The organism is Streptomyces sp. NPDC059994, from assembly GCF_042737755.1.
Taxonomy (GTDB): domain Bacteria; phylum Actinomycetota; class Actinomycetes; order Streptomycetales; family Streptomycetaceae; genus Streptomyces.
Map to the genome: position 1 here is coordinate 1 of NZ_JBHWUR010000115.1, position 23,702 is coordinate 23,702.

General features: G+C 70.9%; 17 protein-coding genes. 7 read left to right on the forward strand and 10 right to left on the reverse strand.

What is annotated here, in order from left to right; translation table 11 throughout:
- Positions 1-139: 139 nt before the first annotated feature.
- The 4 genes from ACFWA7_RS34210 to ACFWA7_RS34225 all read right to left on the reverse strand — a co-directional run bounded on the left by ACFWA7_RS34210 (position 140) and on the right by ACFWA7_RS34225 (position 4,083).
- On the reverse strand, positions 140-781 hold the full coding sequence (locus ACFWA7_RS34210; RefSeq protein WP_385826974.1) for a DUF2567 domain-containing protein: 642 nt from the start codon (positions 779-781) through the stop codon (positions 140-142).
- 34 nt (positions 782-815) lie between these two features.
- Positions 816-1,625 (reverse strand): ABC transporter permease, encoded by an 810-nt coding sequence (locus tag ACFWA7_RS34215; RefSeq protein WP_385541448.1) that lies wholly within the window; start codon positions 1,623-1,625, stop codon positions 816-818.
- A 23-nt stretch (positions 1,626-1,648) separates the two neighbouring features.
- Positions 1,649-2,656 carry an ABC transporter ATP-binding protein gene (locus ACFWA7_RS34220; protein WP_385541419.1) on the reverse strand — a complete coding sequence of 336 codons (1,008 nt, stop codon included), beginning with the start codon at positions 2,654-2,656 and terminating at the stop codon, positions 1,649-1,651.
- Between the two features lie 164 nt (positions 2,657-2,820).
- Positions 2,821-4,083 carry an NYN domain-containing protein gene (locus ACFWA7_RS34225; RefSeq protein WP_385541421.1) on the reverse strand — a complete coding sequence of 421 codons (1,263 nt, stop codon included), beginning with the start codon at positions 4,081-4,083 and terminating at the stop codon, positions 2,821-2,823.
- 282 nt (positions 4,084-4,365) lie between these two features.
- Between ACFWA7_RS34225 and ACFWA7_RS34230 the strand changes: the two genes are divergently transcribed.
- Complete coding sequence (locus ACFWA7_RS34230) at positions 4,366-4,542, forward strand: hypothetical protein (RefSeq protein ID WP_385541422.1); 177 nt, start codon at positions 4,366-4,368, stop codon at positions 4,540-4,542.
- 90 nt (positions 4,543-4,632) lie between these two features.
- Here ACFWA7_RS34230 and dnaE read toward each other — a convergent pair whose 3' ends face one another.
- Positions 4,633-8,178: a DNA polymerase III subunit alpha gene (dnaE, locus tag ACFWA7_RS34235; protein WP_385541424.1), complete on the reverse strand. Its 3,546-nt coding sequence runs from the start codon at positions 8,176-8,178 to the stop codon at positions 4,633-4,635.
- 236 nt (positions 8,179-8,414) lie between these two features.
- Between dnaE and ACFWA7_RS34240 the strand changes: the two genes are divergently transcribed.
- The 4 genes from ACFWA7_RS34240 (at position 8,415) to ACFWA7_RS34255 (ending at position 13,194) form a co-directional block, all read left to right on the forward strand.
- Positions 8,415-9,767 (forward strand): DUF2252 domain-containing protein, encoded by a 1,353-nt coding sequence (locus ACFWA7_RS34240; protein WP_385541425.1) that lies wholly within the window; start codon positions 8,415-8,417, stop codon positions 9,765-9,767.
- A gap of 55 nt (positions 9,768-9,822) precedes the next feature.
- Positions 9,823-10,512: a hypothetical protein gene (locus ACFWA7_RS34245; RefSeq protein WP_385541427.1), complete on the forward strand. Its 690-nt coding sequence runs from the start codon at positions 9,823-9,825 to the stop codon at positions 10,510-10,512.
- 91 nt (positions 10,513-10,603) lie between these two features.
- Entirely contained in the window at positions 10,604-11,416 is an 813-nt protein-coding gene (locus ACFWA7_RS34250) for a thioredoxin domain-containing protein (RefSeq protein ID WP_385541429.1), read from the forward strand.
- Positions 11,417-11,544: 128 nt separating this feature from the next.
- Entirely contained in the window at positions 11,545-13,194 is a 1,650-nt protein-coding gene (locus tag ACFWA7_RS34255) for an alkaline phosphatase D family protein (protein WP_385826976.1), read from the forward strand.
- A gap of 8 nt (positions 13,195-13,202) precedes the next feature.
- On the opposite strand, the gene ACFWA7_RS34260 is transcribed toward ACFWA7_RS34255, so the two are convergent.
- Positions 13,203-13,772, reverse strand: a complete 570-nt coding sequence (locus ACFWA7_RS34260; RefSeq protein ID WP_385541433.1) for a dienelactone hydrolase family protein — start codon at positions 13,770-13,772, stop codon at positions 13,203-13,205.
- 30 nt (positions 13,773-13,802) lie between these two features.
- On the opposite strand from ACFWA7_RS34260, the gene ACFWA7_RS34265 reads away from it, so the two are divergent.
- The gene (locus ACFWA7_RS34265) at positions 13,803-14,834 is read left to right on the forward strand and encodes a mechanosensitive ion channel family protein (protein WP_385541435.1); all 1,032 of its coding nucleotides are present in this window, start codon (positions 13,803-13,805) and stop codon (positions 14,832-14,834) included.
- Positions 14,835-15,006: 172 nt separating this feature from the next.
- Here ACFWA7_RS34265 and ACFWA7_RS34270 read toward each other — a convergent pair whose 3' ends face one another.
- The 4 genes from ACFWA7_RS34270 to ACFWA7_RS34285 form a co-directional block, all read right to left on the reverse strand.
- Complete coding sequence (locus ACFWA7_RS34270) at positions 15,007-16,593, reverse strand: Na+/H+ antiporter (protein WP_385541437.1); 1,587 nt, start codon at positions 16,591-16,593, stop codon at positions 15,007-15,009.
- Between the two features lie 154 nt (positions 16,594-16,747).
- Positions 16,748-17,689, reverse strand: coding sequence for an RluA family pseudouridine synthase (locus ACFWA7_RS34275; protein ID WP_385541439.1), 942 nt, complete (start codon positions 17,687-17,689; stop codon positions 16,748-16,750).
- A gap of 52 nt (positions 17,690-17,741) precedes the next feature.
- A complete protein-coding gene (gene lspA, locus ACFWA7_RS34280) occupies positions 17,742-18,308 on the reverse strand; it encodes a signal peptidase II (RefSeq protein ID WP_385541441.1) in 567 nt (188 codons plus the stop codon).
- Between the two features lie 60 nt (positions 18,309-18,368).
- Positions 18,369-19,406 (reverse strand): TraR/DksA family transcriptional regulator, encoded by a 1,038-nt coding sequence (locus ACFWA7_RS34285; protein WP_385826978.1) that lies wholly within the window; start codon positions 19,404-19,406, stop codon positions 18,369-18,371.
- 587 nt (positions 19,407-19,993) lie between these two features.
- On the opposite strand from ACFWA7_RS34285, the gene ileS reads away from it, so the two are divergent.
- Positions 19,994-23,146: an isoleucine--tRNA ligase gene (ileS, locus tag ACFWA7_RS34290; protein ID WP_385541444.1), complete on the forward strand. Its 3,153-nt coding sequence runs from the start codon at positions 19,994-19,996 to the stop codon at positions 23,144-23,146.
- Positions 23,147-23,702: the final 556 nt, after the last annotated feature.

A 23,702-nucleotide genomic window follows, 5' to 3' on the forward strand; every position in this document is an offset into this window, starting at 1 on the left:
CCCGGCGGGGGTGCCGGGGGCAAAGCCCCCGTAGCGGGGTGCAGGGGCCGCAGGCCCCGCAACGGGGTCCGGGGGCGCAGCCCCCGGGAGGACCGCCTTCACCCCCACCCACCCCCGGAGGGAACGGGCGGGGTGGGGGTCAAAGCCCGGTAGGGGGCCACGGCTCCGGGTCTCGCGGAGCGAACAGCGCCGTCAGCCCCAGATGCGTCCCCATCGCCGCCACCGGCCACGCCAACAACGCCCCCTTCGCGTTCAGCTTCAGCGGCGCGTCGAACACGACCCCCTTGCCCGCGGCCCGCGCCGCCGCCACCACGTCCTGCGTCGGCCCCAGCCACACCCCGACCCGCCAGGCCAGCCACGACCCCAGCAACCCGCCCACGGCGAGCCCGGCCACCAGCGGGATGCCGCCGCGCTTGCGCAGCAGGAAGACGAGGGCCGCGCACACCACGCCGAACCCCAGCGCGAGCAGGATGAACGTTCCGTCCGCCCCGATCGCCTCTTCGCCCTCGGTGTCCTTGAGGAACACGGCCTTGTCGTCGGAGACGAGCGGCACCCGCGGCGCCAGCCACACCCACAGCAGCCCGAGCAGCACGCCCGTGACCGCCACCGCGACCGCCGCGATCACGGCGTCCCGCAGCTCCGCCTTCATCGCGGTCCCCTCCTCGCGTACGGGGGCGACGGGGCCGCCCTCGGCACCCGGCCCGGGACCGGGGTGTGCGGAGTCCTGCCAGGCGTCGTCGTCCGGTGGCTGCTGGTGAGGCGGCGTCAGAGGTGCGGTCACCCCGCCATCGTGCCAGGCGCTCCTGTGCGGCGCCTCACCGGGAGACCGCCGCCCGCCGGTACGCCCAGGTCGCGACGAGCAGCGAGACGACACCGACGGCCGCGCAGACCGCGAGGTCCAGCCCGATGACGGCCCAGTCGGGGTGCCCGCCGAAGCTGTGCGCGAAGGCCTCCACCCCGTACGTGGAGGGCAGCAGATCACGTGCGTACGCGATCGGTCCGGGCAGCCGGTCGGCCGGCAGGACGCCGAGCAGCAGCGCCGCCGACATGCCCAACTGGCCGAGCAGGGTCGCCAGTTCCTGGCGCGGGGCCAGCAGCCCGAGGGCCGCGCCGAGCCCGGCGAGCGCGGCGCCCGCCAGCGGGACGACCGCGGCGAGCACCCACAGGTGCGCCATCGGGAGCCCGAAGAGCACACAGCCGGTGATGGCCGTGACCAGCGTGCCGGGCACGGTGAACGAGGCGTACGCGGCGGCCGCGCCGAGCACCACGGAGGCGGGCGGCACCGGCAGCGTCGCGTAGTGGTCGAGCCCGCCGCCCGCCCGCAGCTGCCCGAAGTACTGCGCGAGCAGGTTGAGCGCGACGAAGGCGACCACCAGCACGCTCGACCCGGCGACCACGGCCCGCGCCTCGCTGCCGCCGTCCACGACCCCCCGCATCAGGACCATGATCCCGATCGACTGGAAGGTCGCCACGAACAGCAGCGGGATGCGGGCCACCTTGGCCCGGGAGAGCTGGGCCCGGTAGACGGCCGAGAGGGCGGGGAACAGCCGCGCCCGGGGCGCGAGCGGCGCCGCTGCCCCGGCCCGTTCCGCCGGGGCGGTGAGCGCCTCCGGAGGAGCCTCCACGGAAACCTCCAGGGGAATCGCGCTCACGCCTTCACCAGACCTTCCGTGCGGCCCCCGAGGGCGAGGTAGACGTCTTCCAGGCTCGGCGTGGCCAGGGTGAAGTCGTCGAGGGCGGCGAACGCGGGCCCGCCGGTGACCGCCGCGACGGCGGCGCGCGCGGCGTCGGGGCCGAGCCGCAGCACCCAGCGCCGCCCCGACTCCTGCGCGTCCGCGCGCAGCGCCGCGACCTCGGGCAGCTCGACGGGCGCCCGCTCGCGCCACACCAGTTCGACCCGGACCTCGGAGGCGACCCGTTCCTTCAGGCCCGCCGGGGTGTCGCAGGCGATGACCTTGCCGCGGTCGAGGACGGCGACCCGGTCGAGCACGGTCTCGGCCTCGATGACGTTGTGGGTGACGAGCAGCACGGTCGCGCCGCGCTCGGCCCGGCGGCGGTCGACGGCGGCCCAGACGGCCCGCCGGGCCACCGGGTCCATGCCGGTGGTCGGCTCGTCGAGGACGAGCACGGGCCGGTCGCCGACGAGCACCGCGGCGAAGCAGGCGAGCCGCCGCTGTCCGCCGGAGAGCTTCTTGAGCGGCCGTCCGGCGAGCGCGGTCAGCCCGAGCTCCTCCAGTACGGCGTCGCGCTCGGCGCGTGCGGCGCGGGCGGTGAGTCCGCGCAGCCGGCCGGTGGTCTCGGCGGCGAGGGACACGGTCAGCTCGTCGAGGGCGGTGGACTCCTGCCCGAGGTAGCCGATCAGCCGGGCGGCCCGTTCGGGGTGGCGCACCAGGTCGTGGCCGAGGACGTCGACGGTGCCGGAGTCCGGCCGCATCAGCCCGGTGAGCTGGCGCACCAGGGTCGACTTGCCCGCGCCGTTGGGCCCGAGCAGGCCGAAGATCTCGCCGCGTCCCACGTCGAGGTCGATGCCGTCGGTGGCCCTGATCTCGGGCGTACCGGCCGAGCCGCGTCTTCCGCGCGCGGCGGGGTACGTCTTGGTGAGGCCCCGCACCGCGCAAACGGTGCCGGCCCGCGCCGCTGCTGTGCCGGTACTCACGGACAACGAGCCTACGGGGTCCGCCGGGCCACTCCGCCCCCGGACCCCCGTTTGTTCCGTTCGCCGAACGATCGATGCCAAGGAGCCGAACAGTCCGGTTCGCCCCCGGCGTCCGGGGCTCCGGGGGCGCGGCGGCGCTCTCCGCGCGCCCCGCCGCGTACCGGCTACTCCCCCGCCGGTACGCGTTCCGCCGCGGCCCTGACGTCGATCTCCCGCCAGAAGCCCGCCCGGATCGCGTACCGGTCGTGCTCGTCGATCTGGTCGTCCTTGTGGGCGAGCAGCCCGAACCGGGCCGCGTACCGCAGGAGTTCGCCGTCGATGCGGTGCGGGATGCGCGGGTACATGGTGGACAGCTTCTGTACGTGGGTCGTCTCCGGCAGGCGCTCCATCCAGCGGCGCGCGAAGACCTGCCCCACCTCGTACGGGTCGCCGCCGACCGTGGTGATGTCCTCCTCGCGGTCCGCCCAGCGCTGCTCGGCGCTGGTCAGCTGGGCGAGGGTGGGCAGGGACGCGGTCTCCGGGGACTCGCCGAGCGTGGAGCCGGGGCGCTCGACCCAGCCTTTGTCGGAGGACCACCGCAGGGTCGCGTGCGGGGCGTGCGGCGAGGGGGCCTGGAGGCCGGGCGCGCGCAGGCCCGCCAGGTCCTTGGGCGTGGGCACGCCCTTGACCGCGGTGCCGGGCGCGGGGGCGACCGCCGTGCCGTTGCCGACGGCCGCCGCGGGCTGGGCCGTCCCGTTGCGCGCGGCCGCGGCCTGGGCCTCCGCGGCCCGCTCGGCGGAGGCGGCGAGGGCCGACTCCGGCAGCGGGGCGGAGAGGATGGCGGCGATCTCCGGGCGGGGGGCCGCGGCCGGGGCGTACATGGTGCTGAGTTCCTTGACCCGGACCGCCTGGGTGATCCAGGCGCGGTCCAGCACCCGCCGTTCGTCGGCCTCGGCCACCAGGTCCTCGGACTGGTTGTAGTCGCCGTCGGCGGCCTGGACGGCCCACAGGTGCACGGCGACCCCGTGCTCCTTGGCCGACATCAGACCGGGCAGCAGATCGCCGTCCCCGGTCACCAGGACCACATCCGAGCAGGCGCGATTTCTGGCCAACTCGGTGAGCTCGGCGTGCATCGCCGCGTCGACGCCCTTCTGGGCCCACCGCCCGTCGCTGCGGGTCAGTGCGCCCAGCCGCACCGTCACCCGGGACATCACCCGCAACCTGCGGTGTTCCGGCTGCGGCACCCGGTCGGGGGCGCCGTCGAACCAGTAGATCCGCAGCAGCGGCTGCTCGGTGTCGGCCTCCGCCCGCTCGCGCAGCGCCTGGATCAGGGCGGCGTGGTCGACGGTGATCCGTGAACGGGCAGGCTCTCCGGCCAGAAGGCTTGCGGCCGCGCCCAACAAGTAACCCGCATCCACAAGGACGACGCAGCGGTCCACGCGTTCCACCCTCTTTCAGAACCTTGAAAATCAAAAGATCAGAGGCAAAGGAGATCAGGGAGATAAGAGTGCAGGAGATCGAGAGATCAGGGAACGTACTTCGGGTTTCCTTCGAGTCTGCCCGACCCTGCGAGGGTTAACGGCCGGAACTCGATCATCGGCGTGGCGAACCCGTACCTCGCCTATCCCTTACAGAGGGCTACACACGGTAATCGTCTGAAATGCGTTCTTTGTCGCGACGTGTGAGGCTGGCAGCGGCCCTGGACCCTAGTCCCCCCAGGAGGCATCACCATGGCCAAGAACAAGTCCGGCCGTAAGCAGCAGCAGCAGCCCGCCTCGCAGGCCGAGCGCGGTCAGCAAGAGGCGCAGAAGTCCGCGATGGAGTCGCAGGGCATGCCCCAGACGCAGGCACAGGGCAGCCCGGCAGATGTTGCCCGTAAGCACCAGCGTCGCTTCGGCCACAACTGATAATTCAAGACACGCCAGGCACACAAATACGGAAGGGGCGCGCCCTATTGGACGCGCCCCTTCCGTACGAAATAAAAAGTCCGCCGCCGGTCAGCCCGCCAGGCAGGACGGGCCGAGCAGCACCTTCAGATCTCCGAAGAGCGCCGGGTCCGGCTGGACCCGGTGCCGGTCGAGCCGCAGCACCGTCGTCGAGCGCGGCCCCTGGAGCTTGATCCGCACTTCGGTGTTGCCCTTGTGGTGGCCGAGAATCTCGCCCAGGCGGCTGACCATCGGCGGGGTCACCTTCACCGTCGGGATGGTCAGCACCACCGGCGCGTTGGTGCCCGCCGAGGACAGGTCCGGGACCATCAGCTCCATCGCGACCAGGCGCGGGATGTCCTCGCGCTTGTCGAGGCGGCCCTTGACGAAGACCACCGCGTCCTCGACGAGCTGGGTGGAGACCAGCTGGTAGGTCGCCGGGAAGAACATGCACTCGATGGAGCCCGCCAGGTCCTCGACGGTGGCGATCGCCCAGGCGTTGCCCTGCTTGGTCATCTTGCGCTGGAGGCCCGAGATGATGCCGCCGATCGTCACGATCGCGCCGTCCGCGTGCTCACCTCCGGTGAGCTGCTGGATCGAGGAGTCGGACTTGTCGGAGAGCACGTGCTCCAGACCGAAGAGCGGGTGGTCCGACACATACAGACCGAGCATCTCCCGCTCCTGGGCGAGCAGGTACGACTTCTCCCACTCCACGTCGGAGAACTCGACGTCGAGGCCGAAGCCCGGCTCGGAGGAGTCGTCGTCGGCGTCGCCCATGCCGCCGAAGAGGTCGAACTGTCCCTCGGCCTCCTTGCGCTTGACCTGCACCACGTTGTCGATCATCGGCTCGAACTGTGCGGTGAGGCCCTTGCGGGTGTGCTTCATCTCGTCGAAGGCGCCGGCCTTGATCAGCGATTCGACGGTCCGCTTGTTGCAGACGACCGCCTCGACCTTGTCGAGGAAGTCGGGGAACGAGATGTACTTCCCCTTCGCCTTGCGGGACTTGATGATCGAGTCCACCACGTTCTGACCGACGTTGCGCACGGCGGTGAGGCCGAACAGGATCACGTCGTCGCCCTGCGCCGAGAAGTTGGACTCGGACTCGTTGACGTTGGGCGGCAGCACCTTGATGCCCATGCGGCGGCACTCGTTGAGGTAGACCGCCGACTTGTCCTTGTCGTCCTTGACGGAGGTCAGCAGCGCCGCCATGTACTCGGCGGGGTAGTTCGCCTTGAGGTAGGCGGTCCAGTACGAGACGAGGCCGTACGCGGCGGAGTGCGCCTTGTTGAAGGCGTACCCGGCGAACGGGACCAGCACGTCCCAGAGCGCCTTGATGGCCGCGTCGCTGAAGCCCTTCTTCTTGGCGCCGGCCTCGAAGATGACGAAGTTCTTCGCCAGCTCGTCGGGCTTCTTCTTGCCCATGACGCGACGGAGGATGTCGGCCTCGCCGAGTGAGTACCCGGCGATGATCTGGGCGGCCTTCTGGACCTGCTCCTGGTAGACGATCAGGCCGTAGGTGACGGCCAGGACCTCTTCGAGCGGCTTCTCCAGCTCGGGGTGGATCGGGGTGATCTCCTGCTGCTTGTTCTTGCGCAGCGCGTAGTTCGTGTGCGAGTTCATGCCCATCGGGCCCGGCCGGTAGAGCGCGGACACGGCGGAGATGTCTTCGAAGTTGTCGGGCTTCATCAGACGCAGCAGGGACCGCATGGGCCCGCCGTCGAACTGGAAGACGCCGAGGGTGTCGCCGCGCTGGAGCAGCTCGAAGGTGGTCGGGTCGTCGAGCGGCAGCCCGAGCAGGTCGATGTCGATGCCCTTGTTGGACTTCACCATCTTGACGGCGTCGTCCATGATCGTCAGGTTGCGCAGACCCAGGAAGTCCATCTTCAGCAGGCCGAGCGACTCACAGCTCGGGTAGTCCCACTGGGTGATGGTCACGCCGTCGGTGTGGCGCACCCACACCGGTACATGCTCGGTAATGGTCTCGCTGGACATGATCACGCCGGCCGCGTGCACACCCATCTGCCGCACCAGGCCCTCGACGCCCTTGGCGGTGTCGATGACCTTCTTCACGTCCGGTTCGTTCTCGTACATCGCCCGGATCTCGCCCGCCTCGCTGTAGCGCGGGTGCTTGGGGTCGGTGATGCCGTTGAGGTCGATGCCCTTGCCGAGGACGTCGGCGGGCATCGCCTTGGTGAGGCGGTCGCCCATCGCGTACGGGTAGCCGAGGACGCGGGCGGAGTCCTTGATGGCGTTCTTCGCCTTGATCTTGCCGTACGTGCCGATCATGGCGACCTTGTCGGCGCCGTACTTCTCGGTCACGTACCTGATCACCTCGACGCGCCTGCGCTCGTCGAAGTCGATGTCGACATCGGGCATCGAGACGCGCTCGGGGTTGAGGAACCGCTCGAAGATCAGACCGTGCGGGATCGGGTCGAGGTCGGTGATGCCCATGGCGTACGCCACGATCGAACCGGCCGCGGAACCACGGCCCGGACCCACCGCGATGCCCTGGTTCTTGGCCCACATGATGAAGTCGGCGACCACCAGGAAGTAGCCGGGGAAGCCCATCGAGATGATGGTGTCCATCTCGTACTCGGCCTGCTTCATGCGGTCCTCCGGGATGCCTCCCGGGAAGCGGCGGTGCATGCCGCGCATGGTCTCCTCGCGGAACCAGGTGACCTCGGTGTAGCCCTCGGGGATGTCGAACTTCGGCATGAGGTTCTTCGCCTCGAACATGCCGCTGACGTCGACCTGCTCGGCGACCAGGGCGGTGTTGGCGCAGCCCTGCTGCCAGGCGTCCGAGGCGTCGATCGCGTACATCTCGTCGGTCGACTTCAGGTAGTAGCCGGTGCCGTCGAACCTGAAGCGGTCGGGGTCCGAGAGGTTCTTGCCGGTCTGGATGCACAGCAGCGCGTCGTGCGCGGTGGCCTCGTGCGCGTACGTGTAGTGCGAGTCGTTGGTGACCAGGGGCGGGATGCCCAGCTCCTTGCCGATCTTCAGGAGGTCGTCGCGGACCCGGCGCTCGATGTCGATGCCGTGGTCCATCAGCTCCAGGAAGTACCGGTCCTTGCCGAAGATGTCCTGGTAGTCGGAGGCGGCCTGGCGGGCCTCCTCGTACTGCCCCAGGCGCAGCCGGGTCTGGAGCTCGCCGGAGGGGCAGCCGGTGGAGGCGATCAGGCCCTCCGACCACTGGGAGATGGTCTCCTTGTCCATCCGGGGCCACTTCGTCAGCCAGCCCTCCGCGTACGCGTCGGAGGAGAGGCGGAAGAGGTTGTGCAGGCCCGTCGCGTTCGCCGCCCAGATCGTCTTGTGGGTATAACCACCCGAACCGGACACGTCGTCGCGCTTCTGGTGCGGCTGGCCCCACTGGATCTTGCGCTTGTTGCGGCGGGACTCGGGGGCCACGTACGCCTCGATGCCGATGATCGGCGTCACGCCCGCCTTCTTCGCCGTGTGGAAGAAGTCGTACGCCCCGTGCAGGTTGCCGTGGTCGGACATCGCGATGTGCGTCATGCCCATCTCGTTGCACGCGTCGAACATGTCCTTGAGCCGCGCGGCACCGTCCAGCAGCGAGTACTGGGTGTGTACGTGAAGGTGCGTGAACGGCGGCTTCGACACGGTGTGGGCCTCCAGCGGCAGCAGGATCTCGGAGCGAGGGGGACAGCCTGGAAGTCTACGTCGCCCCGCTGACAGTCCGGAGTGGTTACAGCGGCGCGCAGCGCCTCGATGAGGGGTGGTGGTCGGGCGACGGGTGGGCACTCCGGGGTACGGTCACGCGTTGGAAGGGGCGGAATCACCCGTCCCATTTTGTTGCGCATCTCTACTCGCACATACGCACCAGGAGGCACCCGGCGATGTCGGTCCCGCAGCACACCACCGAGGAGCGCGGCGAGCAGATCCTCTCCGTCTTCGGCACCGCCTTCGGCGACCTCCTGGCCGCCGACCCGGCCGCGTTCCGGGTCAAGTTCCGCAAGATGGCGGCCTCCGCGTTCGCCTTCTACCGGGGCACGGCCTGCCTGTTCTACGCGGACCTGGACGCCGAGAACGCCGGGCGGGGCGGTGGGAACATACACAGCGGTCCGTACCTGGACGAGTGCACCGGCCGGGTGTGGATCCACGGCGACCTGCACGCCGAGAACTTCGGCACGTACATGGACGCCAACGGCCGGCTGATCTTCAACGTCAACGACTTCGACGAGGCGTACGTGGGCCCCTTCACCTGGGACCTCAAGCGCTTCGCCGCCTCCCTGGCCCTGGTCGGCCACGCCAAGGCGCTCAGCGACGAGCAGATCACCGAGCTGGTGCGGATCTACGCCGCCGCCTACCGCGAGCGGATCCACGCCCTCGCGACCGGCGCCAAGGATGACGAGGTCCCCGCGTTCACCCTGGACACGGCCGAGGGGCCGCTGCTCGGGGCGCTGCGCTCGGCACGCGCGCGTACGCGTTTCTCGCTGCTCGACTCGATGACCGAGATCCGCGAGTACGAGCGCCGCTTCTCCGAGGACGACGGCTCGATCGAGCTGGACGCGGCGACCCGCTACAAGGTGCTGGCCGCCTTCGACGGCTACCTGGAGACGCTGCCGGACTCCAGCCTGCTGCGGCCCGACTCGTACCGGGTCAAGGACGTCGTCGGGCGTCGCGGCATCGGGATCGGCTCGGCCGGTCTGCCCTCGTACAACATCCTCCTTGAGGGCCACAGCGACGCGCTGGAGAACGACGTCGTGATCTACATGAAGCAGGCGCAGACCCCGGCGGTCTCCCGCCACGTCACCGACCCGGCGGTGCGCGGCTACTTCCAGCACGAGGGCCACCGCACGGTGATCTCACAGCGCGCCCTGCAGGACGCCGCCGACCCGTGGCTGGGCTGGACGGAGCTGGACGGGGCGGGCCAGCTGGTCGCCGAGGTCTCGCCGTACGCGGTGGACCTGGACTGGTCGGACATCGACGACCCGGAGCAGATCGCGGCGGTCGTCGCGGACCTGGGCCGTGCCACCGCCACCATGCACGCGGCGGCGGACGACGAGAGCGGTCACTCGGACCTGGTGCCGTTCTCCACCGAGCGGGCCATCGACGCGGCGATCGCGGCCGACGAGGAGGGCTTCGCGGACCTGCTGGTGGAGTTCGCGCACGCCTACGGGGCGCAGGCGCGGGCCGACCACCAGATCTTCGTCGACCTGTTCCGTAACGGTCGGATTCCGGGTCTCTAGTCTCACGGAATTCTCAGGCCACGGCGACGGGGGGCCGTGGCAGACTTCCACACCGATGGACGTATCAGGGACGCGGCTCAGAGCGGCACGCGCGGCGCTTTTCACGGCGCTCGTCGTGGCGCTCTCCAGCGCGTCCCACGTCCTGCTCTCCCGCGTCCCGCTGCCGGTGCCCCTGGTGGCCGGCGCGGCCGGCGCCGTGTTCCTGATCGCGTACGCGCTGGCGGGCCGGGAGCGCGGCTTCTGGTCGATCGCCGGACTGCTCGTCCCGCTGGAGCTGGCCGCCGACACCGTCTTCTCGACCGGCCAGCACGTCTGTTACGGGCCCTCCGGCGGCCCGGTCGCGGGCGCGCTGCGGTCGGTGGGCGTGAACGTGCTGTGCGGCGGGAGCGTGGGCACCGAGCTGCCCGGCGTCGCCGGTTCCCGGGCCGGCGCGGCCGTGCTCCTCGGCGGGCCGGGACCGGCCGTGCCGTGGCTTCTGCTCGCCGCGCACGTGACGGTGGGGCTGCTCGCCGCGGCCTGGCTGCGGCGAGGCGAGGCCGCCCTCGCGCGCCTCGTGCGCACCGTCGGGGTGCTGGCGTTCCGGCCGCTGCTGCTCGCGGTCGCCGTGGTGGGCGGCGCGATCCGTCCCGTACGGGCGCGGCTGCGGCCCGTGCGGCGCGCGGGGCCGCCGTCGCGCGCCCGGCTGCTCGTGCACTGCGTGGGACGGCGGGGGCCGCCCCGCCCCGCGCTGCTCAGCGCCGTCTGAGCGACGGCCCTCCCGAGCACGGCGACCCGACCACCCGGGTCCCCCTCAGCACTTTCTCATCTGCCCTACCTGCCACACGGAGAAAACGATCATGAGCAAGCGCAACAGCCAGGCCAACAAGGCAGCCGCCCGTGAGCGGCTGAAACTGGAGCGCGAGCGCCAGGCCAAGAAGGACAAGGTGCGCCGCCAGGTGGCCGTCGCCGCCTCGATCGTCGGCGTCCTCGCGATAGCCGGCGGCGTCGGCTACGCGGTCATGCAGGCCAACAAGCCCGGCGCGTGGGACGCGGCCAAGGACAAGGCGCTGGTCAAGCCCGCCAACACCACGGGCACCGACGGCACCACCGTCGTCATCGGCAAGCCCACCGCCAAGAAGACGCTGGAGATGTACGAGGACCCGCGCTGCCCGGTCTGCTCGGTCTTCGAGCAGCAGGTCGGCGCCACGGTCAAGAAGGACGTCGACGCCGGCAAGTACAAGATCCAGTTCATCGGCGCCACCTTCATCGACAACGGCAGCCCGGGCACCGGCTCCAAGAACGCGCTCAGCGCCCTGGGCGCCGCGCTCAACGTGAGCCCCGAGGCGTTCATGGAGTACAAGGCACAGCTCTACTCGGCGAAGTGGCACCCGGCCGAGACCACGGACAAGTTCAAGAACGACGACTACCTGCTCCAGGTCGCCGACAGCGTTCCGGCTCTCAAGGGCAACGCCAAGTTCCAGAAGGACGTGCAGGACGGCACGTTCGACAAGTGGGCGCTCACCATGTCGAAGAAGTTCGACGACAGCGGTGTGACCGCCACGCCGACCCTGAAGATGGACGGCAAGAAGATCACCGGCGAGGGCAGCGACAACGCCCCGCAGGACCCGGCGTCGTTCACCCGCGCCATCGACAAGGCACTGAAGGGCTGACGCCGCTCCGGAGGGGCTTCGGCGGGTCCGGGCGCTGACGCGCGCTCAGATGTCCGCCGGCGAACGGGCAGACAAACTTTTGCCGTGAGTCTGCCCGTTCGCGCTACCCATCAGTAAGGTGTGCGGCTGTGACCAGTCGATTCACCTCAACCCCCACGCGCCGCACGGTCGTCAAGGCCGCTGCCGCCACCGCTGTCGTCGCCGCGCCCCTCGTGGCCGGCGCGACCGCCGCCGTCGCGGACTCCGCGCCTGCCCCCGCCTTCCTGCACGGCGTCGCCTCCGGCGACCCGCTCCCAGACGGCATCCTGCTGTGGACCCGGGTCACCCCCGCTCCCGACGCGGTGCCCGGTTCCGGCAAGGGCCCGGACACCGAAGTCTCCTGGGAGATAGCCGAGGACAAGGGGTTCTCGCGGATCGTGGCCCAGGGCCGCACCACCGCGACGGCCGCCTCGGACCACACCGTCAAGGCCGATGTGCGCGGCCTGCGCCCGGCGACCGCGTACTGGTACCGGTTCGCCGCGGGCACGGCGCTCTCCCCCGTCGGCCGTACGCTCACCGCCCCCGCCACGGACGCGGCGGCCGCCAACGTCCGCTTCGGCGTGGTCTCCTGCTCCAACTGGGAGTCCGGCTACTTCTCCCCCTACCGTCACCTCGCCGCCCGCTCCGACCTGGACGCGGTGCTGCACCTGGGCGACTACATCTACGAGTACGCCTCGGGCGCCTACCCCGAGGCGAAGTACGTCGTACGACAGCACGAGCCGGCCCACGAGATCCTGAACCTGGCCGACTACCGCACCCGGCACGGCAAGTACAAGACGGACACCGACCTCCAGGCGATGCACCACGCGCACCCGGTGATCGCGATCTGGGACGACCACGAGTTCGCCAACGACGCCTGGTCGGGCGGGGCCGAGAACCACACGCCCGGCACCGAGGGCGACTGGGTGGCGCGCGTATCGGCCGCCAAGCAGGCCTACTTCGAGTGGATGCCGGTCCGCCCCTCCATCGCGGGCACCACCTACCGGCGCATCCGCTACGGCAAACTGGCCGATCTGCACCTGCTCGACCTGCGCTCCTTCCGCTCGCAGCAGGCGAGCGTGGGCAGCGGCAAGGTGGACGACCCGGAGCGCACCATCACCGGCCGCGCCCAGCTGGACTGGCTCAAGTCGGGGCTCTCGGCCTCCAACGCCGCCTGGCAGCTGGTCGGCACGTCCGTGATGATCTCGCCGGTCGCCTTCGGCGCGCTGCCGGCCGAACTGACCGCGCCGCTGGCGGAGTTGCTCGGCCTGCCCAAGGAGGGCATCGCCATCAACGTCGACCAGTGGGACGGCTACACGGACGACCGCCGCGAGCTGCTGGGCCACCTGGTGGACAACGGCATCAAGAACACCGTCTTCCTCACCGGCGACATCCACATGGCGTGGGCCAACGACGTACCGGTGAAGGCGGGCACCTACCCGCTGTCGAAGTCGGCGGGCACCGAGTTCGTGGTGACGTCGGTCACCTCCGACAACCTGGACGAGATGCTCCACGTCGCCCCGCACACCGTGTCGCTGGTGGCGGCGGCCGCGATCAAGGCCGCCAACCGCCATGTGAAGTGGGTCGACATGGACTCGCACGGCTACGGCGTCCTCGACGTCGACGCCCAGCGCTCGCAGATGGACTACTACGTGGTCTCCGACAAGCGGAAGCAGGACGCCACGTCCGCGTGGACCCGCTCGTACCGGACGCTCAACGGCAGCCAGAAGGCCGAGCGGGTCTACTCGCCGGTGGTCTGACCCGTCCGCTACAGCGAGCCGAGGAAGCCGAGCGCGGTGCTCCAGCTCTGCTCGGCGGCCGCCTCGTCGTAGTCCGGCAGCTCAGGATCGGTGTACAGGTGCCCGGCGCCCGGGTACCTGTACACCTCCGCGTCGGCGCCGATCCGGCCCATGCGCAGGTACCAGGTGTTCAGCCAGTCGTCCGTCTCGAACGGGTCCGGGTCCGCCACGTGCAGCTGTACGGGCAGTTCGTCCACCGACGCGCCGTCGGCGATGTCGGCGGTGCCGTGCAGGAGCAGCAGCCCGCGGGCCTTCTCGTCGCCGAGCGCGAGGGTCTGGGCGAGCGAGCCGCCGAGCGAGAACCCGGCGTAGACCAGGCCCTCGTCGGAGTGCGGGGCTGCGGCCAGGATCGCGCGCTTGAGCAGCTCGTCGTTGCCGATCCCGTCGCGGATCGTCATGCCCTCTTCCAGGGTGTCGGCGGTGCGGCCGTCGTAGAGGTCGGGCACGTGCACCACGTGTCCGGCGGCGCGCAGCCGCTCGGCCGCCTCGTGCACGGCGGGCCGCAGGCCGTACACCGAATGGAAAAGCATGATGTTCATGAGGCCATCGTGCCAGCTACGGTCGGGGGCATGGAGAACGTGCTGCGTCCGTTGATCGTGATCGGCGGCTCGGTCGTGCTCACGCTGGCCCTCGTGTGGCTGGCCGACCGGCTGCTCCGCCAGGCCGACGCCCGGCACAGCGAGACCCCTCTGTGGGGCCTGCTGCGCCGCTGCCGCGTCCCGTTGCAGGTCGTCATCCTCACCTCGCTACTGAGAGGCATCTACCGCCAGATCAGGTGGTCCCCGGTCCAGCACCACGAGGCGGGCCTCGGCCGGATCCTCTCCCTCGTCCTCATCGGGGCGAGCGCCTGGCTGGTGGTGCGGATCGCGGCGGCGATCGTCGAGGCGTCCTACGCGCGGTACGCGGCCTCCGCGCTCGACCCGGCGCGGGTGCGCAGAGTCCGTACGCAGGTGACGCTGATCCAGCGCGTGGTGACAGCGGTCGTGGGCGTCGTCGCGGTCGCGTCGATGCTGCTGACGTTCCCGGCGATGCGGACGGCGGGGACCTCGATCCTCGCCTCCGCGGGCATCATCGGCATCGTGGCCGGTGTCGCCGCCCAGTCGACGCTCGGCAACCTCTTCGCCGGGCTGCAGATCGCGTTCGGCGACATGGTGCGGATCGGGGACACCGTGGTGGTCGACGGCGAGTGGGGCGTCATCGAGGAGATCACGCTGACCTATCTCGCGGTGCGCACCTGGGACGAGCGGCGGCTGACGATGCCGGTGTCGTACTTCACCAGCAAGCCGTTCGAGAACTGGTCGCGCGGCGGTGTCCAGATGACCGGCACGGTCTTCTTCCACCTGGACCACGCGGCCCCGGTGGCGCTGATGCGCGAGAAGCTGGCCGACATCCTGCGGGAGTGCCCGGCGTGGGACGGCCGCGAGAGCGGCCTCGCGGTCACCGACACCACCCCGTCGACGATCGTGGTGCGCGCGACGGTCACCGCGAAGGACGCGGGCGACATCTGGACGGTCCGCTGCGCGGTCCGCGAGGAGATGGTGGCCTGGCTCCACGACCACCACCCGGCGGCGCTGCCGCGGATCAATACGGAGCGGGAATAGCGGGGGCGGGGTGCGGCCCCGCAAGCGGGATGCGGGGGCCGCAGGCCCCGCTCGGGGATCCGGGGGCGAAGCCCCCGGGTAACCCTCCTCCCCCGCCCACTCCCGGAGGCCACGCGGCGGAGCCGCACATGTCACAGCGGGACGGGACGGGGCGGGGTGGGGCGGGGTGGGGTCACCGCAGGCTGCGTATGTCCAGCTGGCGCAGGACCCGGTCGACGATCTCCGGGTCCGCGCCCGCCTCGCTGCGTGCAGAGAGCACCTCGTGGCGCGCCGCCGACATCATCTCCCGCTGGATCCGCTGGATCGTCCGCAGCCGCTCCACCCGCTTCGCGTACGCCTCCCGCCGCTCCACGTCGACCATGTCCGGGCTGATGCGCGCCCCCACGTCGTACGCCCGCCGCAGGAGCTGCTCCATGACCTCCTCGGGCAGCTCCTCCACGTCCTCGATCTCCCGCAGCCGCCGCTTCGCCGCCTTCGCCGCGCGGATCGCGAGCTCCCGCTCCAGCGCCCGCTCGGCGTCGGTGTCGGCCTGTACGCCGAGCCGCCGCACCAGGGACGGCAGGGTCAGGCCCTGGAGCACCAGCGTCACCATGATCACGCAGAACGCGACGAAGACGATCTCGTCGCGCGCGGGGAAGGGCGAGCCGTCCTCGGTCCTGAACGGGATCGCGAGGGCGAGCGCGACCGAGGCCACCCCGCGCATCCCCGCCCACCACATGACGATCGTCTCCCGCCAGGTCGTGGGGATCTCCTCGTTGTAGTCCCGCAGTGTGTGCAGCCGCTTGGCGAGCCAGGTCGCGGGCAGCAGCCACACCAGCCGTACGCCCACCACGACCCCGACCACGACCGCGCCCCAGCCCGCCATCTCGCCCACGCGGCCGGTCGCGGTGCCGAACACGTTGTGCAGTTCGAGGCCGATGAGCCCGAACGCGATCCCCGTCACCAGGGTGTCGACGATCTGCCAGAACGTGGCCCCGGCGAGGCGCCCCTGGACGTCGTCGGCGTCCACCGCGTGCTCGGCCAGGAACAGCGCGAGGGTGAGCACGGCGAGCACCCCGGAGCCGCCGAACTCCTCGGCCAGCACATAGCCGACGAACGGCACGAGCAGGGTGAGGCCGATCTGGAGCGTGGCGTCGTCGAGCAGGCCCATCAGCTTGTTGGCGGTCCAGCCGAGGACGAGACCGACCACGACCGCCACCACGGCGGAGAGCACCAGCTCGCCCACCGCGCCCGGCCAGGAGAAGTCGCCGCTGACCGCCGCCGCGATCGCCACGTGGTAGAGCACGATCGCGGTGACGTCGTTGAACAGCCCCTCGCCCTCCAGGATCGACACCAGTCGGCGGGGCAGCCCGAGCGAGCCCGCGACGGCGGTGGCGGCGACCGGGTCGGGAGGCGCCACGAGGGCGCCGAGGGCGACGGCGGCGGCGATCGGCAGTCCGGGCACGATGGCGTGGGCGACGGCCGCCACGGCCGCCGTGGTGACGAACACCAGGGCCACCGCGAGCAGCAGGATCGGCCGGACGTTGGCGGCGAACTGCCGCCAGGAGGTGCGCTGGACGGAGGCGTAGAGGAGCGGCGGCAGAACGAGCGGCAGGATGAAGTCCGGCGGCACGGCGACGTTCGGGACGAACGGCAGCAGGGCGAGGACCCCACCGAGGAGCGTCATCAGGACCGGCGCGGGCAGCCCGAGCCGGTCCCCGACCGGAACGGTGACCACCGCTCCGAGCAGAAGCACGAACAGCAGGGCCAGCTGATCCACGGATGCCCTCCGGGCGGCGAGGCGATCAAGACCCCCAGCCTGCCACGCGGCCCGCCCAAATACCCCTAGCCGGGGGCAAAGTGGCCCACACCACTAGAGGGACGCGGGGCCGTGACAGGTGCTGCTCCGCCGCGTGGGCGGACCAGCACCGCTGTCACTCGCTCTCCGCCCGGATCACATCCAGCGCGTTCTGGAGGTCGTCCGGGTAGCCGCTCTCGAACTCGACCCAGCCGCCGTCCGACGGGTGCTCGAAGCCGAGGCGCACCGCGTGCAGCCACTGCCGGGTCAGGCCGAGGCGCTTGGCGATGGTGGGGTCCGCGCCGTACGTCAGGTCGCCCACGCACGGGTGGCGGTGGGCGGACATGTGCACGCGGATCTGGTGGGTGCGGCCCGTCTCCAGCTTGATGTCGAGCAGCGAGGCCGCCCGGAACGCCTCGATCAGGTCGTAGTGCGTCACCGACGGCTTGCCCTCGGCCGTGACCGCCCACTTGTAGTCGTGGTTGGGGTGGCGGCCGATGGGGGCGTCGATGGTGCCGCTCATCGGGTCCGGGTGGCCCTGCACCAGGGCGTGGTAGCGCTTGTCCACGACGCGCTCGCGGAACTGCTGCTTCAGATACGTGTACGCCCGCTCCGACTTGGCGACGACCATCAGGCCGGAGGTGCCGACGTCGAGGCGGTGGACGATGCCCTGGCGCTCGGCGGCGCCGGAGGTGGAGATCCGGTACCCGGCCGCCGCGAGGCCGCCGATGACCGTGGTCCCCGTCCAGCCCGGGCTCGGGTGGGCGGCGACGCCGACCGGCTTCACGATCACGACGATGTCGTCGTCGTCGTGCACGATCTCCATGCCCTCGACCGGCTCGGCCACGATCTGCACCGGCGCGGGCGCCTGGGGCATCTCGACCTCCAGCCACGCGCCCCCGCTGACCCGCTCGGACTTGCCTACCACCGAGCCGTCGACCTGGACCTTCCCCGCCGCGGCGAGCTCAGCGGCCTTCGTACGGGAGAACCCGAACATGCGGGAGATGGCGGCGTCGACGCGCTCGCCCTCCAGACCGTCGGGAACGGGCAAGGTGCGGATCTCGGGAAACGTACTCACCCGTCGAGTATGCCTTGTCGCACCGACAACACCCGCCCGACCGGGGTACGGCTCAGTCCTTGTGGACCGTTCCGTCCGGGTCCAGGCCCCGGAAAGAGAGGATCACGATCAGGAAACCGCCGCAGACGATCGCGGAGTCGGCCAGGTTGAAGACCGCGAAGTGGGCCGGCGCGATGAAGTCGACCACCGCGCCCTCGAAGACGCCCGGGGAGCGGAAGATGCGGTCGGTGAGGTTGCCGAGCGCGCCGCCGAGCAGCAGGCCGAGCGCGATCGCCCACGGCAGGCTGTAGAGCTTGCGGGCCAGCCGGAAGATCACCGCGATGACCGTCGCCGCGATCACCGTGAAGATCACGGTGAAGGCCTCGCCCATGCCGAACGCGGCGCCCGGGTTGCGGATCGCGTTGAGCTCCAGCAGGTCTCCGACGATCTGGATCGGCTCGTGGTGCTCCAGCCTGGCCACCACGAGCATCTTGCTGCCGAGGTCGAGCAGGTACGCGAAGAGCGCCACCGCGAACAGCACGGCGATCCTGCGCCCGCCCTTGGGCCGCTCGTCGGGAGCCGCGGCCTCGTCGGGCCCTTCTCCGTCCGGCGTACCGATGATGCGCTCCGCCTCTGCCACGTGAGTCCCTCAACCCTAGGTACCTGACTGAGGACGAGAGTACGACACACGCGTACGGAGTCAGCCTCGGCGTTCCTGCTTCTGCTTGTCCTCCACGCAGAGGGTCGCGCGCGGGAAGGCCTGCATCCGCGCCTTGCCGATGGGATTGCCGCAGACCTCGCAGTAGCCGTACGTACCGGCGTCGAGCCGCTCCAGCGCCCGCTCGGTCTGCTCCAGCATCTCGCGCGAGATGGCGGCGAGCGCCATCTCGTGTTCGCGGGTGATGTTCTTGGTCCCGGTGTCGGCGTCGTCGTCGCCCGCGCCGTCCCCGGAGTCCCGCATCAGGCCGCTCAGGGCGGTCTCCGAGGCCTCGATCTCGGCCCGCAGCCGCAGGACCTCACGGGTCAGCCCGGTGCGCGCCTCGGCGACCTCGGCGGGCGTCCACGGGTCCTCCCCGGGCCGTACCGGCAGCTCGCCGGGCACCCCGGCGACGACGGTACGGGCCTTGGGCACGGCCGACGCCGCCGCCGTGGACTTCCTGGCCGCCGCTTCGCCGGCCGTGTTCTTGGCTACCACCTGCTTGGCTCCCCTCTGCTCCGCGGCCTCGGCCGCCCCCTTGGCCGCCGTGGCGGCCTTCCTCGCTGCCGGGCCGGCAGCCTCGTCCGATACCGCTTTCTTGGCGGACGCCGTCTTCCTGGCGGCAGCCTTGGTGGCCGGAGCCGCCTTTTCCACAGCAGCCTCCTCGGCCACGGCTTTCTTGGCAGCGCCCTTCTCAGCCACGGCCTTCTTGACCGGAGCCTTCTTGGCAACGGCTTTCTTGGCAACGGCTTTCTTGGCCCCCGCCTCTTCAGCCGCAGCCTTCTTGGCAACGGCCTTTTTCGGCGTGGCCTTCCTGGCGGCGGCCTCTTTGGTCGCAGCCTCCTTGGTGGCAGCCTCCTTGGTGGCAGCCTCCTTGGTGGCAGCCTTCCTGGCCGGTGCCTTCTTGGCCGGTGCCTTCTTGGCCGCCGATTTCCTCGGGGCCGCCTCCTTCTTGGCCGCAGTCTTCTTCCCGGACGAGTCCTCCGTAGCGGCCCTCTTCACCGCGGCCTCGGACGCCAACGCGGTCTTCTTCGCCACCATGGCCGCGGCCCCTTCACATATTGTGATCTTGCTCGCGAATCGTGCTGGGACGATAAATCGACCCCAGGCCCGCGGCAACGGGGCACGCCGCCGGTCCGGCCCCGCACGACGTGCCCGGAGACGAACCTGCATCCGTTGTGCCCAGCTCTCCGGCCCGTAATCCGCCACACGGGCGGCGCCGGACTCCGCCGGACCACGTATGCCCATTCGGGTCATGTACGCACGTGTGGGGGCCGCCCCGCAGGCCTCCGGCCCGGCCGCGCCGAAAACCGGTCGGCCGCTGTCGGTGCGGGCCCGTACACTGGGCGCAGCGAGAGGCGTGAATGGGACGAGTAGCGTCGTACGCAGCCAAGAGCGATCCGGGGACGGTGGGAGCCCGGAGGCGAGCGCGATGTGAAGATCACCCCGGAGCCGCCGGAAGAAAGCACCCCCGGGTGCGAGTAGAACCGGCTTCGCGACCCCAATGAGGGGGCGGTGTTCCGCACACCGCCAAGGAGGGTGGTACCGCGGGAGCGCGGGGCCGTAGGACGGCCGGGGCTCTCGTCCCTCCGACGGAAACGTACGACGATCCGCCGGAGGATGAACGGATGTCGCAGTACCGCCAGGTGCCCGCCCAGGTCGACCTGCCCGCGCTGGAGCACGCCGTGCTCGACTTCTGGCGCGAGGCGAAGGTCTTCGCCAAGAGTCTCGAACAGTCCGAGGGCCGCCCCGAGTGGGTCTTCTATGAGGGCCCCCCGACCGCCAACGGCATGCCCGGTGCCCACCACATCGAGGCCCGCGTCTTCAAGGACGTCTTCCCCCGCTTCCGGACCATGCAGGGCTACCACGTGGCCCGCAAGGCCGGCTGGGACTGCCACGGCCTGCCCGTCGAGCTCGCCGTCGAGAAGGAGCTCGGCTTCAACGGCAAGAAGGACATCGAGGCGTACGGCATCGCCGAGTTCAACGCCAAGTGCCGCGAGTCCGTGACCCGCCACACCGACGCCTTCGCCGAGCTCACGACCCGGATGGGCTACTGGGTCGACCTGGACGACGCGTACCGCACCATGGACCCGCAGTACGTCGAGTCCGTGTGGTGGTCCCTGAAGGAGATCTTCAACAAGGGCCTGCTCACCCAGGACCACCGCGTCGCCCCCTGGTGCCCGCGCTGCGGCACCGGCCTGTCCGACCACGAGCTGGCGCAGGGGTACGAGACGGTCGTCGACCCCTCGGTCTTCGTCCGCTTCCCGCTGACCGGCGGCCCCCTCGCGGGCGAGGCCGCGCTCCTGGTGTGGACGACCACGCCGTGGACGCTGGTCTCCAACACCGCCGTGGCCGCCCACCCCGAGGTCACCTACGTCGTCGCCCGCCGTACCGGCGGCGAGGACGCAGAGAAGCTGGTCGTCGCCCAGCCGTTGCTTGAGAAGGCACTCGGCGAGGGCTGGGAGGCCACCGGGCAGACCTTCACGGGCGCCGAGATGGAGCGCTGGACCTATCAGCGCCCCTTCGAGCTGATCGAGTTCCCCGCCCCGGCCCATTACGTGGTCAACGCGGAGTACGTCACGACCGAGGACGGTACGGGTCTGGTCCACCAGTCCCCCGCCTTCGGCGCCGACGACCTCCTGGTCTGCAAGGCGTACGGCCTGCCGGTGGTGAACCCGGTCCGCCCCGACGGCACCTTCGAGGAGGACGTCCCGCTCGTCGGCGGCATCTTCTTCAAGAAGGCCGACGAGAAGCTGACCGAGGACCTCAAGGAGCGCGGCCTCCTCTTCCGCCACGTCCCGTACGAGCACAGCTACCCGCACTGCTGGCGCTGCCACACCGCGCTGCTCTACTACGCGCAGCCGTCCTGGTACATCCGCACCACCGCCGTCAAGGACGCGATGCTGCGGGAGAACGAGAAGACCAACTGGTTCCCGGACTCGGTCAAGCAGGGCCGCTTCGGCGACTGGCTGAACAACAACATCGACTGGGCGCTCTCCCGCAACCGCTACTGGGGCACCCCGCTGCCGATCTGGCGCTGCGAGGACGACCATCTGACCTGCGTCGGCTCGCGCGCCGAGCTGAGCGAGCTGTCCGGCACCGACCAGACGGACCTCGACCCGCACCGCCCGTACATCGACGACGTCACCTTCACCTGCACGGCCGAGGGCTGCTCGCACACGGCGGTCCGCGTCCCCGAGGTGATCGACGCCTGGTACGACTCGGGCTCGATGCCGTTCGCGCAGTGGGGCTACCCGTACAAGAACAAGGAACTGTTCGAGAGCCGCTACCCGGCGCAGTTCATCAGCGAGGCCATCGACCAGACCCGTGGCTGGTTCTACACGCTGATGGCGGTCGGCACCCTGGTCTTCGACAAGTCGTCGTACGAGAACGTGGTCTGCCTCGGCCACATCCTCGCCGAGGACGGCCGCAAGATGTCCAAGCACCTCGGCAACATCCTGCAGCCGATCCCGCTCATGGACCAGCACGGCGCGGACGCGGTGCGCTGGTTCATGGCGGCCGGCGGCTCCCCGTGGGCCGCGCGCCGGGTGGGCCACGGCACCATTCAGGAGGTCGTCCGCAAGACGCTCCTCACGTACTGGAACACGGTGGCCTTCCAGGCCCTGTACGCGCGCACGTCCGACTGGGCGCCCAGCGCGGCCGACCCGGCCCCGGCCGACCGCACGGTCCTGGACCGCTGGCTGCTGAGCGAGCTGAACACGCTGGTCGACCAGGTCACGCAGGCGCTGGAGGCGTACGACACGCAGCGCGCGGGCAAGCTCCTGTCGGCGTTCGTGGACGACCTGTCCAACTGGTACGTGCGCCGTTCGCGGCGCCGGTTCTGGCAGGGCGACAAGGCGGCGCTGCGCACGCTGCACGACGTGGTGGAGACGGTCACGCGGCTGCTGGCCCCGCTGACCCCGTTCATCACCGAGCGGGTGTGGCAGGACATGGTGGTGCCGGTGACGCCGGACGCGCCGGAGTCGGTGCACCTGTCGTCGTGGCCGAAGGCGGACGCGTCGGCGATCGACCCGACGCTGTCGCAGCAGATGCTGCTCGTGCGCCGCCTGGTGGAGCTGGGCCGCGCCACCCGCGCGGAGTCGGGCGTCAAGACGCGCCAGCCGCTCTCGCGCGCGCTGGTGGCCGTGGCGGGCTTCGAGTCGCTCTCGCCGGAGCTGCACGCGCAGATCACGGAGGAACTGAACGTCTCGTCCCTGGCGTCCCTGTCCGAGGTCGGCGGCTCCCTGGTCGACACGACGGCCAAGGCCAACTTCCGGGCGCTGGGCAAGCGGTTCGGCAAGGGCGTCCAGGACGTGGCCAAGGCGGTCGCGGCGGCGGACGCGGCGGCGCTGTCCGCGTCCCTGCGCGACACCGGGACGGCGGAGGTGTCGGTCAACGGCGAGCCGGTCTCCCTCGCTCCGGACGAGGTGATCATCACGGAGACCCCGCGTGAGGGGTGGTCGGTGGCGTCCGACTCCGGCGCGACGGTCGCGCTCGACCTGGAGATCACACCGGAGCTGCGGCTGGCGGGCCTGGCCCGTGACGCGATCCGGCTGATCCAGGAGGCTCGCAAGAACAGCGGGCTGGATGTGGCGGACCGGATCGCGGTGCGGTGGGAGTCCTCGGACGCGGAGGTCGTCTCGGCGCTGTCCGCCCACGCGGGCCTCGTCGCGGAGGAGGTCCTGGCGGTCGACTTCGCGTCGGCGGCGGCGGACGCGTCGTACGGCGCTCCGTTCACGGACGAGTCCTTGTCGCTGACGTTCCGCCTGCGCAAGGCGTAACCTCCGGCCGACGCTGGAGCGGCCCGCCCCCTGGAGACACCGGGGGGCGGGCCGCTTTGTTTTTGCCCCACCCCGCCCCTTCCCGAAAGCCCTCGGGCGGGCGGCCGGGGGCTTCGCCCGGGTGCCGGTCTGTCTGCGGGCCGGTGGGGGCTGGTCGCGCAGTTCCCCGCGCCCCTTAGGCATCTCCAGCCCCTCCGGCGTGTGAGGTGCGGGCCCCTTCAGCGGAGCGGGGAACGCGCGACCAGCCACAGACGGCGCGCAGCCGAAAGAGGGCCGGGCGCGGAGCCCAGGTAACCCGCCCACCCCCGCGCCGGGGGGCCGGGGTGCAGCCCCGAAGCGGGGTGCAGGGGCCGCAGGCCCCGCAAGCGGGTGCAGGGGCGCAGCCCCACCCGGAGGTCCGGAGGCACAGCCCGCCCGGAGACCCAGAGGCACAGCCCCACCCGGAGGTCCGGAGGCGCAGCCCCCGGGAGGGCCGCCTCATCCCCCACCCACCCCCGGAGGGTCTCGGGAAGGGGCGGGGTGGGGGCGAAAAAGGGCCGGGCCCCCGGAAAAATCC